This window comes from Actinophytocola sp., assembly GCF_035942955.1.
Classification (GTDB): Bacteria; Actinomycetota; Actinomycetes; order Mycobacteriales; family Pseudonocardiaceae; genus DASYTH01.
Genome location: NZ_DASZCQ010000339.1, coordinates 40,252 through 52,794, shown reverse-complemented (window position 1 = coordinate 52,794; position 12,543 = coordinate 40,252). Strand labels below are relative to the sequence as shown.

Sequence of the window (12,543 nt, the reverse complement as noted above, 5' to 3'; positions counted from 1 at the left end):
ACGGGCGGTGGCGCCGGTGGCGGTGGTGCCGGTGGCGATGGCGCGGGTGGTGGGGGCGGCACGGGCGGGGGCGTGGTCGGCGGCGGGGGTGGCGGTGGCGTCGGCGGCTCGGGGGACGGCGGGTGCGGATCGGGGCAGGGCGCCAGCAGCGGCGGCAACGTGAGTATGTGGCACAGGATCGGAATCGGCGGCAGGAGCTGGGACCGGCAACCGGCGGAATCACATTCCGCAGTAGGCGCCGCCGCTGCCGGCGCGACCGCTACCAGCACAATCACCGCAATCGACGCGAGCACGGCCGCGGAAAATGACGCTCCGCGATCCATAAATGATGTTGATGAATTTCGCATCCGTGCCCGATCTCGAGTCGACGTATTCACACGCAACGGTAGCCGGTGATCTAATGGAGTACCAGAAAGGAATGCGGATGAACATCTATGTGGCCGGTGCCGTCTGGGTGCTCGGCATCGCCGCGCTGGCCGCGGGGGTCACCATTCTGGTGCATCGTTACCGCTCGGCCGACGGCGACGGCAACGACGCGATCGCCACGGTGTTCGGCGTGATCGGCGGCCTGCACGCGGTGCTGATGGCGTTCGTCCTGATCTCCCTGTTCGACACGGTGACCACCGTCAACGAGGGTTCCCACACCGAGGCGAACAGCCTGGTCGCGGTGTACTGGGCCAGCGACGCGCTGGCCGAGCCGGCCAGGGGGCAGATTCAGGAGCTGGCCAGGTCATACGCCAGAACAGTGACCGATCAGGAGTGGCCGAGCATGCGCGAGGGCGCGCCGGTCGGCCCGCAGGGCTTTGCGCTGCTCGAGCGAATGCGGTCCACCATTGACGGCGCCGCCGCCGATACCGACTGGCAGCAGGAACGCAAGACCGAGGCGGCCAGTCAATTGTGGAACGTGTACCAGGCCCGCGATGCCCGGTTGACCGCCGCCGGTAATGCCGGAGTCAGCACGGTGGTCTGGCTCGCCCTCATCGTCGGCAGCGCATTGTCCATCGGCGTCCCGTACCTATTCAGGGGGCCGAAACTGGCCACCCACGTGATTCTCATGGCGTCGCTGGCCGCGGCGATCGCGTTGCTGATGTTCGCGATCTACCAGCTGCAGAACCCGTTCAGCGGGGGAGCGCGGGTCGAGCCGGACGCGTTCACCGCCGCCATCGACCGGTTCGAGGCCAGCCGCGCCGGCTGACTACGTGCCGGCACGGATGGCGGGATCCGCCGGGCCCGACCGATCATGACCGGGTGATCCGACCGGTGTCCCGGCCATGAGCCGTCCGGCGCTCGCGCTGACCAACGCGGTCGCCACGGTGCCGCTTCTCCGCGGCGGTCCAATTGGGACTGCTCGACCGGATCGACCGGGAGCCCGGCCCGGCCGGAGGAGCTGGCCCGCACCTGCGGGGCGGACGAGCGCGGGGTTCGGCTGCTGCTGAACGTGCTCGAGGCCGGCGGATTCGTCGAACGGTTGCCCGATGGGCGGTTCCGGCCCGCGCTCACCGGTCTGGCCAACCTGCACCCGGTGATTCCACTGTGGAACCGCCTGGCGGACGCGGTGCGCACCGGCGTTCCCGTCCCAGGAGGCTACCCGCCGTCGATGGCGCTGCCGGCCGGCGGCCCGCCGAGGCGGCGGCGGCCCTGCTGCCCGCGGCGGTCCGGGTCCTGGCGGCCGGTGCGGCGCCGTGAGGCATCGCTTACGCCGCACGGAATCCGGGTAGCCGGGTGAGCGTGTCCGAGCTACCGGAGACCCGGCGCGCGGTGCGTATGTCGGGTCTCGCGGACCGGTTCGACCACCTCGTGGGAGCCGTGTTCTCGGTGCCATTGGCGCCGGCCGCCCACGACCTGGTCCTGCTGCCGCACGTCTGCCACCTGCTCGAGGAGCCGGCCACGCTGATCCGGCGGCTGGTGCCCGCGCTGGCCACCGGTGGCACGCTTGCCGTGATCGAGCCGGTGCCCGGTGGCCGGGACGTCGCGGTGCACGAGCTCGCGCTGTACCTGCGCACCTCCGGCGACCGGACGCATCCGCCGGAGTCCTATGTGGACTAAATGCGGGACGCCGGGCTGGCCCAGGTGTCCACCGCGGAGCTGCCGTCCGACCCGGCCACCCTGCTGATCACCGGTCGCCGGGACCCAGGATCTCGCCGTCCAGGACCGTGACCGCGTGACCGGTCAGGTGCACCCGGTCGCCGTGCACGCTGGTGCGGATCAGCCCGGTGCGGGCGGAGGCCTGCAGCCCGACCAGCCCGTCCCGGCCGAGCCGGCGCGCCCAGTACGGCCCGAGCGCGGTGTGCGCGCTGCCGGTGACCGGATCCTCCGGGATTCCCACCGCGGGGCCGAAGAAGCGCGAGACGAAGTCGTAGCCCCGCGCGGGATCGCCGGCATCCGCGGTGACGATGACACCGCGGATGCCCTCGCGGCGGCCGAGCGCCGCGAGATCGGGCTCGAGCGCGCGGACCGCGGCCTCGTCCGGCAGGATCGCCAGCAGATCGCCGAGCGAGCCGGTGTCGAAGATCGCGTCCGGCTTGGCGCCGAGCGCCTCGGCGAGCCCGGCCGGCGCGTCGATCTCGGTGAGCTGCGCGGCCGGGAAGTCCAGCGTGATCGCGCCGTCCGCACGCGTGTGCGTGACCAGCACGCCGCTGCGGCTGGTGAACCGGACCGTGCCCGGCGTTCCCCGGTCCGCGTGCATGGCGTGCGCGGTGGCCAGCGTGGCGTGCCCGCACAGGTCGACCTCCACCAGCGGCGTGAACCAGCGCAACGCCCAGTCCGCCTCCGCCTGGCCGGCCAGCGGGTGGGCGAACGCCGTCTCGGCCAGGTTCAGCTCGGCGGCCACCCGCCGCATCCACGTCTCGTCGGGCCAGGAGTCGCCGTCCAGCAGGCACACCCCGGCCGGGTTGCCCGCGAACGGCCGGTCGCTGAAGGCGTCGATGATGCGGATCCGCATGGATCCACGGTACGTGGCCGGTCGAGCGAAAATGACGTGCTGGCCCGGATGGTTCGCGGGGCCGCGTCCGGCCAGCATGGTCGCCATGACGACCGGTTGCGCGCGAACGTCGTGGCGTTGCGGCCGGCGGAGGCGTCGCTGACCGTGGTGCTGGCCGACGAGCCACCCGGTGGTGCGCGGCGGGTTGCGTGCGCTGGTCGAGGCCGACGGGGTGCGGGTCGTCGGGGAGGCGCGAACGGGGCGGGCGGCGGTGCGGCAGGTGCAGCGGCACCGCCCCGACGTGCTGCTGACCGACCTGGAACCGGGGGAGCCCGACGGGATCGCGGCGATCGAGGAGGTGCGCAGGCCCACCCCGGCCACCGCGGTGCTGGTGTTTCACGCGGTGCGAGGACCCCGCGTCGCTGCGCGCCGCGCTGCGGGCGGGCGCGCGGGGGTTCCTGCACAAGGCGGACGAGGCGGACGACATCCTGCGCGCGATCCGGAGCGTCGCCGCCGGCGCGGCGATCTTCGGCCCGACCATCGCCGGCCGGCTGGCCGACCTGTTCGGCGGCAAGGGGCCGGATCGCCACCCGTTTCCCGACCTGACCGCGCGTGAGCGCGAGGTGCTCGACCTGATCGCCGGCGGGCTGCCCAACGCGACGATCGCCGGGCGGCTCCACCTCGCCCCGAAGACGGTCAGCAACCACATCTCGACGATCTTCGCCAAGCTCGGCACTCCCGACCGCGCCGCCGCGATCGTCCGCGCCCGTGAGGCAGGTCTCGGCCGCCTCGCCTGACCAATGTGTACGAACGGCCACTCATCGCGTTCCGCGTGCCCTAGCATGTCGGCGACATGTCGCCCCCTGCGCACGTTCGTGCCGAGATGCACCGGAAGGAAGCGGTCATGGACAAGCCGTTCGGATTCTGGACTGCGGTCGGAGGGCTCGGCGTCCTCGCCCTGATCACTCTGGTCGCGATCTTCCGCTACCCGAGCACGGCGGACGCCACCGATGTCATCACGGCCGCGGGCGCGGTGATCGGAACGGTGATCGGGGCGTTCTTCGGCGTGCAGACCGGAGCGGCCGGCCGCGCGAAGGCCGAGGAGGGCAAGGATCAGGCCATGGCCGCCCTTGTCCGGGTGGCGGCCCTGTCCGACAGCGGCAGCCCGGCCGCGCGGGCGGCACGCGAGGCCTTTGAGGAAACCCCGACGTCCGCGGTCGGTGACAAGGCCGGGGAGTAGCGGGGAAGTCGGATCAGGCGCGCACGGCGGCGCCCAGCTTGTCGATCGCCGCACGGGCCTGGTCGACCATGCCGGTGATCAATTCCTGGCAGCTTGGCAGGTCGTGCAGGACGCCGACGACCTGGCCGGAGGCGAGCACGCCGGCGTCCGTGCGGCCGTCGACGAGCCCGGAGCGCAGCAGCATGGGCGTGTTGGCGGCCATGATCACCTGTGCCCAGGTCAGCTCATGACCGCGCCGCATGGCCAATCCCTCGCGCGCCATCGAGGTCCAGCTCAGTCCGGTGAGCCGGCGGAACCGGGCGGCGTTGCGCACCGCGTGCAGCAGCCCGCGCGCCGCGCCCGACCGCTCCAGCCGCTCCACCAGCTCGGTGCGCAGCACGCGGTGCGGCCGGCCGTCCACCCGGGTGGTGACGACCGTGTCGGCGAGCCCGCGCTCGAGGTAGGCGCGCTTGACCGCGTCGGGCACGGTGCTTTCCCTGGTGAGCAGGAACCGGGTGCCCATGGCGACGCCGGCCGCGCCGTAGGCCAGCGCGGCGGCCAGACCGCGGCCGTCGAAGAACCCGCCTGCGGCGACCACGGGAATGTCCACGGCGTCCACAACGGACGGAACGAGCAGGGTGGTGGCAATGCTGCCGGTGTGCCCGCCGCCCTCGCCACCCTGCACGATCACCGCGTCCGCGCCCCAGGCGGCGACCTTCTCGGCGTGCCGGACCGCGCCGACCGACGGGATCACCACGACACCGGCCTCCTTGAGCCGGGCGATCATGCCGGCTTTGGGCGCAAGGGCGAACGAGGCGACCCGCACCCCCTCCCTGATCAGCAGCTCGATCCGGTCCGCCGCGTCCACCGCGTCGGCGCGCAGGTTGACGCCGAACGGTTCGCTCGTGCGGCAACGGGTTTCCCGGATCGCGGCCGCCAGCTCCCGGTAGGTCATCGTCGCCGAGGCGAGGACGCCCAACCCGCCCGCCTCGGCCGTGGCGGCGACCAGGCGCGGCCCGGCGACCCAGCCCATTCCGGTCTGCACCACCGGATGCCGGACGCCGACCAGCCGGGTGAGCGCGGTCTCGAAGGTCGTCACTCCATCACCTCGCGGTGGCGCCGGCCATCGGGGTCGAGCTCGTCGAGCAGCCGCAGCTCCTCATCGGTCGGCGTCCGGGTGGTCCCCACATCGGTGGTGTCCAACGGAAAACCGGTCTGCTCGGCCACCTCCTCCGGCGTCACACCGGGATGCGTGGACACCAACCGCATCGTGCCGTCGACGAAGCCGAGCACGGCCAGGTTCGTGACCACCCGGTACACGTCGTGGAAGCGGCCGGCCGGTCCGTCGAGCCGGTGGTACCCGACGCCGGACACCACGTCGACCGCGTCCACGAAGACCCGCCTGCTGTGCCGGGGAACCCAGTAGCTGGTGCGGTGGTTGACCGTGTTGCCCGGCGCGCCGCGGAACCCGAGCAGCTGCCGGGTCGGCCGGGCGTGCTGGCCGATGCACGAGATGTTCTGGTTGCCGTGCCGATCGAGCTGGTTCACGCCCATCACCACGTGCCGGCTGCCGTGCGCGACCACGTCGAACACCTTCCGGTACGGCAGCCATCCCTCCACAGTGGACAAATCATCGGCGAGCAGCAGCGCCTCACCGTCGGAGATCAGCAGATCCGGCTCGAAGGTGAGCCGGGCCAGCCGGGCGCCGAGGGCCGGGATCGACCCCATGGGACTCGCCAGGATCTCGCCGTCGCCGCGGAACAGCTCGGCGCACGCCACCACGCAGACATCGGCCCGGCTCGCCTTCATGCCCACTCGTCCAGGAAGTCGGACCAGCTCTCGGCCTCCACGTAGCGCCGCTGCAGCGCCTCGTCGCGGCCGTAGTCCGGCACGCAGCTGGTGAACCGCGCGCCGCCGGGCAGCTCGATCACGCCGTCCACCATCATCCGGTTGAGCAGCAACGACTGTACGGGCGCGGCCTTGGTCAGCTCCGCGGTGTCCACGACCCGCTCGCAGGAGACGAAACGCCGCTTGGCCGCCAGGCAGAACAGGTCGTCGAAGTACGGATCGGGCCCGAGGTACTGGGCATTGCCGTGCGGGTCGGCCCGGTTCAGGTGCACCAGCGCCGCGTCAAGGTGCAGCGCCGGCATGGCCACCAGCTCCTCGTCGTCGTAGGGCGAGCGGACCGTGCGCAGCTGCGGGTTGACCGTCATGACGTCCGAGCCGAGCCCGGCCCGGATGGGCATGAACGGCAGCCGGTGCCCGGCGGCTCGGAGTCCACAGTGGAACATCCCCTCGTCCAGCTCGAGCACCTCCACCCGGCCGGCCTCGCGTGCCCGCCGGAACCACGGGTCGTACGGGATGGAGTCCAGCGAGACGAACCCGTAGACCACCCTGCGCACCTTGCCCGCCGCGCACAGCAACCCGACGTCCGGGCCGCCGTAGGACACCACGGTCAGGTCGCGCAGCGGCGAGCGCAGGATCGCCCGCACCAGGCCCATGGGCTTGCGCCGCGATCCCCAACCGCCTATCCCGATCGTCATCCCGTCGGCGAGCTCGGCGACCACCGCGGCCGCGGTCATTCGCTTGTCGCGCATCAGCTCTCCTTGGCGAGCGGACGCGAGGCCCGGGTGGGCGGGTGGGATGGCCTCGCGGGAGCGTCCAGCTGACACAGCGCGAGCTCGAAGGTGAAGCCCTGCTCGAACCGGTAGCTGCGGTGGACGTCCACCGGGTCGATACCGTTGATCGCCTCCTTGGCCCGGCGGATCACCCTGGTGTCCTTGGCCGCGATCCGGCCGGCCAGCTCGAGCGCCGCGGCGTCCAACTCGGCCCTTGGCACCACCCGGTAGACCGAGCCATACCGCTGAAGCTGGTGCGCGCCAATCGTTTCCGTGGTGTAGTACATCGCGCGGAGCAGGTGCTGCGGCACCAGCCGGGCCAGGTGGGTGGCCGCACCGAGCACTCCTCTGTCCACTTCGGGCAGTCCGAACGTGGCGTCCTCGGCGGCGATCACCACGTCCGCGTTGCCGGTGATGCCCACGCCGCCGCCGAGGCAGAACCCGTGCACCGCGGCGATCACCGGCACCGAGCAGTCGTAGATCGCGCCGAACGCCGCGTGGCAGCCCCGGTTCACCGCGACCATCGCGCCGGGATCGCGATCGAGCTCCTTGATGTCCACTCCCGCGCAGAATCCGCGGTCGCCTGCGGCGCGCAGCACCACGACGTGGGTCGACGGGTCCCGGCCCGCCGTGCGCACCGCGTCCGCCAGGTCGGACCAGCCCTGGACCGGGATTCCGTTCACCGGCGGGAAGTCGATGGTCACCACGGTGATGCCGGCCTCGCCGGTGCTGCTGATGCCCATGGCCCACCTTTCCAACCAAGCGATTGCTTGGTAGCGTAGCATGCCGTGGCACTCGAACTGGCCCTCGACGGCACGGTGGTGCTGGTCACCGGTGGCGCCCGCGGCGTGGGCGTCGGTATCACCGCGGCGTTCCGGCGGGCCGGCGCCACGGTGATCACCTGTGGCCGGCGCCCGCCCGAGGCGCCGGTCGCCGAGTTCGTCGAGTGCGACGTGCGCGAGCCGGCCGCGGTCGCATCCCTGATGGACACGGTCGTCGCGCGGCACGGCCGGCTGGACACAGTGGTCAACAACGCCGGTGGCGCCCCGCCGAGCGTCACCGCCACCGCGTCACCCCGGTTCCACGAGAAGGTGGTCGGGCTCAACCTGCTCGCCCCGCTGCTGGTTGCCCAGCGGGCCAACGAGATCATGCAGCGGCAGGACGGGGGCGGCGCCATCGTGATGGTGAGCAGCGTGAGCGCGACCCGGCCGTCGCCAGGCACGGCGGCCTACGGCGCGGCCAAGGCCGGGCTGGACAACCTCACCGCGACGCTGGCCGTCGAGTGGGCGCCCAAGGTCCGGGTGAACGCGCTCGACGTCGGCATGGTCCGCACCGAGCTGACCGAGTCGCTCTACGGCAGCGCCGAGGCCGTGGCCAGGACCGTCCCGCTGGGACGGTTGGCCGATCCGGAGGATGTCGGCCACTGCGCGGTGTTCCTGGCCTCCCCGCTGGCCGCCTACGTCAGCGGCGCGACCCTGCTGGTGCACGGCGGCGGCGAGGCGCCGGCGTTCCTGTCGGCGGTATCGTGCGGGCATGGCAGTCCCAGGTAGCAGGGTTGAGGGCACGCCGCCACCGGACGTGGCCGGCGCCGAGCTGTTCGCCACGGACGCATACCTGCGCTCGTTCGACAGCACCGTGCTGGAGGTCGACCGGGAGCAGGGGCGGATCGTGCTCGCCAGGACCGCGTTCTACCCCGGCGGCGGTGGCCAGCCGCCCGACCTCGGCGAGCTGACCTGGAGCGGCGTGACCGCACCGGTGACCAAGGTGCAGCGCGAGGGCGGCCGCATCTGGCACTGGCTGGACACTTCCGAGCTTCCCGCGTCCGGCACCGAGCTGTTCGGCTCGATCGACTGGACCCGCCGGCACCTGCTGATGCGCACCCACACCGCGCTGCACATCCTGTGCGGCGTCATCTGGACCGAGTTCCAGATCCCGGTCACCGGCGGCAACATGGACCCCGGCAGGGGCCGCCTCGACTTCCCACTGGACTCCATGTCCGTCGAGCTGGGCCAACGCGTCGAGGCCCGCATCAACGAGGAGATCGAGCGCGCCCGCGAGATCGTCGTAGAGTTCCTCGGCCGCTCCGACGCCGACCTCGACGAGTCGCTCATCCGCACCGCCGCCAACCTCATCCCGCGTGAGATCGACCCGCTCCGCGTCATCGACATCGTCGGCCTCGACCGCCAGGCCGACGGCGGCACCCACGTCGCCAACACCGCCGACGTCGGGCGGGTTGCCGTCACCGGCACCGAATCCAAGGGCAAGGGCAACAAACGCATCCGCATCGAGGTCCGCGACGCTCAGTCCACCGAGAACAGGTCGTAGGTCTCGAACCCGTACCGCGCCACCGACACCGCCCACTCCCGGTACGTGGCGGTCTCCCCGTGCACCGGGATGTCCTTGCGGATCCTCGTGATCAGCTCGGCCAGCGGATGCTCACCAAGCGCCTCAACGATGTCCTTTCCAGGTGCCACCCCCGCCAGGTCGGCAAGCAGCGTTCGGGCGTTGTGCGGCAACCCCACCAGCGCCGCAAGCAGCAGCGCCGCCGCCTGGTACGGCCCCTCGGTGAACTCGTCCAGCCGCCCCTCCGGAACCCCCAGCCGCAACAACCGGTACAGGTTCACCAACTTCTTGATCGCCCGCGGCGTCGGCAGAATCGGCGTCAGCCGAGCCAGGAACTCCCGCTCCGATTCCCGCAGCCGCAAGCCCTCCGGGTTCGGCCGCACGGCCGGCGCACCGGTCCGCGTCGCCTGCCCAACGGGTCGTCGTTGCGCCGAAATCTCCGGCCGCTCCGTCCCGGACCGCTCGGTTGCCGTAACCTTGGCCGGCCGGACCGCCGGCGTCACCTGCGTGGCGCGCTCCTCCGCCGCAGGCAGCAGCGACCGCAGATACCCCACCGCACGATCGCCCATCGGTCGCAGCGCCACGGGTATATGGAAGATCTTGTCCAGATACGCCACCGTGTTGTCGTCGAACAGTCCCTCATGGTGCCGCTCCAGCGACCTCAACAGCCAGCGCGGATCCACCGCCACCACGACCACGAACAGCTCCATGGTCAGCAGCAGGTTCACCGCCTGCAGCACATCCACCACCCGCCGCGGCGTACACCGATCCAGATCGTCCACATACAACACGATCCGCTGCAACGGCGGCGCCCCCACCGAACCCCCGTCCTCCCACTGCCGGCGCGCCGACGCGAGATCATCGCTCAACCGCCGCAGATCATGGTGGATCCGCCCGGTCAACCCCCGGTAGCTCTCGTACCGCTCCGCCGTACTGATCTCCGCCAGCAACCGGTCCAGCCGCGCCGCCGGATCCAACCGGCTCAACTCCTCGTCGGCCGCGCTGATCTGCCGAACCAGCTCCGCCCGCGCCCGCCTGGTGTACTCATCGAGCCGCCGCCACGCACCCACGAGCGGCCCGAGCGCGGCCACCACCACCGCGGCCACCCCACCGATCCACCGAACGAGCCCCGAACCCAGCAGCACCGCAACGGCTCCGGCGCCGAGCACCAACAGCACCAACCACCACCGTGCGCGCAGCTCCCGCCACACCCCGCTCAACGCCGCCCGGGCGGCCCGAGCACTACGCCACGGCAGCAGCAGCTTCCCGAGCCAACCCCGCTGCGTGTCCACCTGATCCACCGCCCGCAGCTCGGCGACCAACCGCTCCCGCTCGGCCCGCGTAGCCGACAGCTTCGCCTCGAGATCGGCAACCTCCTCCGCCCCCGTGCTGGGCCGCGCCAACTCCCGGAATAGATGCTCGACCAGCCCCACCCACAGGTGATCGTCGCTGTAATGCCACGCGTTGAACCGCACCTGCCGCACGTTCGCCGCGTACGCACTCCCACCACCCCGGGCCAACTCCTCCACCCGGTCCCACATCAACCGCATGAAGCTCGACTTCCCGATTCCCCAATCCCCCAACAGCGCAACGGAAAGCGGCGGTCTCGTCGACAACGCCGCCACCACCGCCGCAATCATGTTCACATCACCCGTGACCCCCAGCCGATCCTCATCACTCTCCAGATCACTCACAACCTCCGCCAACTGCGGAGCACGCGCCACCCCTGGTATGTCCCAGATCCGCACGGTCCCATCGGCACTGCCCGAAACGATCTGGTCGCCCGATACCGCCAGCGCATACACCGCGCCTGTATGTCCGGTGAGGACGGTGCCATCAGAGAACCGGATCGTGCCGTCCTCGCAACCGAAAACGATCCGCGAGCCGCCGAGAATCGCAACCGTCCATACGGGGCCCGCTTGGGCGAACAGCGGCTCGCCAATGGATTGGCCGGAGGCCCGATCCCAGACTCGAACGGTGCCATCCTCTCCGCCCGAGACGATCCGGCCGGCATCCGGAGACAACGCGAGCGTGTTGACCCAGCCCCGGTGTCCGGTCAGCATCTGCTGGGGCTCCTCGTCCTCCCAGTCCCAGATCACCAGGGAACCGTCCGCCCCGGAGAACAAGATCCTGGCGCCTGGGATCGCGGTGAGCCCACGGATGCCGCCGGTGTGACCTGTCTGGATTTCTCCCGCGAGCTGGCCCGTGGCACGATTCCAGAGCTGGATGGAGCTATTCCAGCCAGCTGTGATGATGTGCATGTCGCTCGGTGCCATGGCGATCGCCCGGATTCCGCCGGTGTGGCCGGTCGGGATCTCGGTCGGCGGAGTCCCGCGGAAGTCATCCCAGATCCGCAGAATGTGGTCGTTGCACCCGGAGACGACGCCGCCGTCCGGAGTGAACGCCACCGCATTGACCGATCCACTGTGTCCGGTCAGCGGCCGGAACACGGCTTTCCCGGTAGGGCGATCCCAGATCCGTACCGTGCCATCCTTGCTACCGGAGGCGATGAGGTCTCCGCTGACCGCCACAGCATGCACCGCGCCCTCGTGCCCGCGCAGCACCCCATGATCGGTCGGCCGGTCCCAAACTCGGATCTGGCCGTCCTCGCCACCCGAGATGATCTGCTTGCCGTCCGGGGTGACCGCCACAGCCTGGACCCAGCCGGTATGTCCGGTCAGCGGGTCCCCGATGGGCCTGCCGGTGCTGCGGTCCCACACGCACACCGTGCCGTCGAAGCATCCGGCAATGATGTGAGCGCCGTCGTTGGTGACGGCGATGGCACGGGCATCCACGGGGATGCTTATCACGGGATCGCCATGGGGATCCCACACCCTGATCGTTGCGTCGGTGGCCGAGACGATCTGACCGGTGGCGTCCGGCGGGAGCGCTATGGCGAGAACCGGCCCGCCGTGGTCGAGCACCGGTACCTGTTGCGTCGGCCGGCGGTAGGGGCGGCTCCACCGGCGGATCGATCCGTCAGATCCCCCGGAGATGATGTGGCTGCCGTTCGGGGTGACCACCACCGTGTTGACCCAGCCGGTGTGACCGGTCAGCGCCTCGCCGACCGGTTCGTGAGTGGCGCGGTCCCAGATGCGCACGGCGCCTGCGGCGCCGCCGGAGACGATCCGGCTGCCATCCGGAGTGACCGCCACCGAGCCGACGCCGCCCACCTCGTCGCCGACCAGTGGCTCACCGATCTGCTCCCCGGTGATGCGGTCCCAGATCCGGATGGTGCCGCCGCTGCTGCAGGAGATGATCTGGTCGCCGACCGGCGTGATCGCGACGTCCAGCACCCGGGTGGTGTGCCCGGTGAGGGTGTGGACCAGCTCTTCGGTGGCGCGGTCCCAAATGCATACAGTGCTGTCGTCGCTGGCGGAGACAATCTGGGTGCCGTCGGGGGTGATGGCGATCGCGTTGACGGGGGCGGAGTGTTGCACTGA

Annotated in this window: 14 protein-coding genes; 8 read left to right on the top strand and 6 right to left on the bottom strand. The window is 71.1% G+C overall.

The features are described 5' to 3' along the window. The first annotated feature begins 424 nt into the window (after positions 1-424). From VGX25_RS34080 to VGX25_RS34070, 3 genes are all read left to right on the top strand, one after another. Positions 425-1,195, top strand: coding sequence for a hypothetical protein (locus tag VGX25_RS34080; RefSeq protein ID WP_326922101.1), 771 nt, complete (start codon positions 425-427; stop codon positions 1,193-1,195). Between the two features lie 243 nt (positions 1,196-1,438). Further along, a complete protein-coding gene (locus tag VGX25_RS34075; protein ID WP_326922100.1) occupies positions 1,439-1,726 on the top strand; it encodes a hypothetical protein in 288 nt (95 codons plus the stop codon). A 2-nt stretch (positions 1,727-1,728) separates the two neighbouring features. Further along, entirely contained in the window at positions 1,729-2,046 is a 318-nt protein-coding gene (locus tag VGX25_RS34070) for a methyltransferase domain-containing protein (protein WP_326922099.1), read from the top strand. 67 nt (positions 2,047-2,113) lie between these two features. On the opposite strand, the gene VGX25_RS34065 is transcribed toward VGX25_RS34070, so the two are convergent. Next, positions 2,114-2,941 carry a PhzF family phenazine biosynthesis protein gene (locus tag VGX25_RS34065; RefSeq protein ID WP_326922098.1) on the bottom strand — a complete coding sequence of 276 codons (828 nt, stop codon included), beginning with the start codon at positions 2,939-2,941 and terminating at the stop codon, positions 2,114-2,116. A gap of 169 nt (positions 2,942-3,110) precedes the next feature. Between VGX25_RS34065 and VGX25_RS35875 the strand changes: the two genes are divergently transcribed. From VGX25_RS35875 to VGX25_RS34055, 3 genes are all read left to right on the top strand, one after another. Beyond that, positions 3,111-3,536: a response regulator gene (locus VGX25_RS35875; protein WP_414636074.1), complete on the top strand. Its 426-nt coding sequence runs from the start codon at positions 3,111-3,113 to the stop codon at positions 3,534-3,536. Between the two features lie 7 nt (positions 3,537-3,543). Next, complete coding sequence (locus VGX25_RS35870) at positions 3,544-3,717, top strand: LuxR C-terminal-related transcriptional regulator (protein ID WP_414636072.1); 174 nt, start codon at positions 3,544-3,546, stop codon at positions 3,715-3,717. Between the two features lie 107 nt (positions 3,718-3,824). After that, positions 3,825-4,160, top strand: coding sequence for a hypothetical protein (locus tag VGX25_RS34055; protein ID WP_326922097.1), 336 nt, complete (start codon positions 3,825-3,827; stop codon positions 4,158-4,160). Positions 4,161-4,173: 13 nt separating this feature from the next. Here the strand turns inward: VGX25_RS34055 and VGX25_RS34050 are convergent, their stop codons facing one another. From VGX25_RS34050 to VGX25_RS34035, 4 genes are read right to left on the bottom strand one after another with little or no spacing between them, the layout of a single operon-like run. Continuing rightward, a complete protein-coding gene (locus VGX25_RS34050; protein WP_326922096.1) occupies positions 4,174-5,238 on the bottom strand; it encodes an NAD(P)H-dependent flavin oxidoreductase in 1,065 nt (354 codons plus the stop codon). Continuing rightward, on the bottom strand, positions 5,235-5,948 hold the full coding sequence (locus tag VGX25_RS34045; protein WP_326922095.1) for a CoA-transferase: 714 nt from the start codon (positions 5,946-5,948) through the stop codon (positions 5,235-5,237). Before VGX25_RS34045 ends, VGX25_RS34050 begins: the two co-directional genes overlap by 4 nt. Further along, positions 5,945-6,736, bottom strand: coding sequence for a CoA transferase subunit A (locus tag VGX25_RS34040; protein WP_326922094.1), 792 nt, complete (start codon positions 6,734-6,736; stop codon positions 5,945-5,947). The genes VGX25_RS34045 and VGX25_RS34040 overlap by 4 nt, the downstream gene beginning before the upstream one ends. Further along, positions 6,736-7,500 carry an enoyl-CoA hydratase family protein gene (locus VGX25_RS34035; protein ID WP_326922093.1) on the bottom strand — a complete coding sequence of 255 codons (765 nt, stop codon included), beginning with the start codon at positions 7,498-7,500 and terminating at the stop codon, positions 6,736-6,738. Before VGX25_RS34035 ends, VGX25_RS34040 begins: the two co-directional genes overlap by 1 nt. Before the next feature lie 45 nt (positions 7,501-7,545). Here VGX25_RS34035 and VGX25_RS34030 point away from each other — a divergent pair, with 45 nt between their 5' ends. Both VGX25_RS34030 and VGX25_RS34025 read left to right on the top strand, forming a co-directional pair. After that, complete coding sequence (locus VGX25_RS34030; protein WP_326922092.1) at positions 7,546-8,307, top strand: SDR family oxidoreductase; 762 nt, start codon at positions 7,546-7,548, stop codon at positions 8,305-8,307. Beyond that, positions 8,291-9,082 carry an alanyl-tRNA editing protein gene (locus VGX25_RS34025; protein WP_326922091.1) on the top strand — a complete coding sequence of 264 codons (792 nt, stop codon included), beginning with the start codon at positions 8,291-8,293 and terminating at the stop codon, positions 9,080-9,082. The genes VGX25_RS34030 and VGX25_RS34025 overlap by 17 nt, the downstream gene beginning before the upstream one ends. On the opposite strand, the gene VGX25_RS34020 is transcribed toward VGX25_RS34025, so the two are convergent. Further along, positions 9,058-12,540 (bottom strand): P-loop NTPase fold protein, encoded by a 3,483-nt coding sequence (locus tag VGX25_RS34020; RefSeq protein WP_326922090.1) that lies wholly within the window; start codon positions 12,538-12,540, stop codon positions 9,058-9,060. The genes VGX25_RS34025 and VGX25_RS34020 overlap by 25 nt on opposite strands. Between the last annotated feature and the right edge of the window lie 3 nt (positions 12,541-12,543).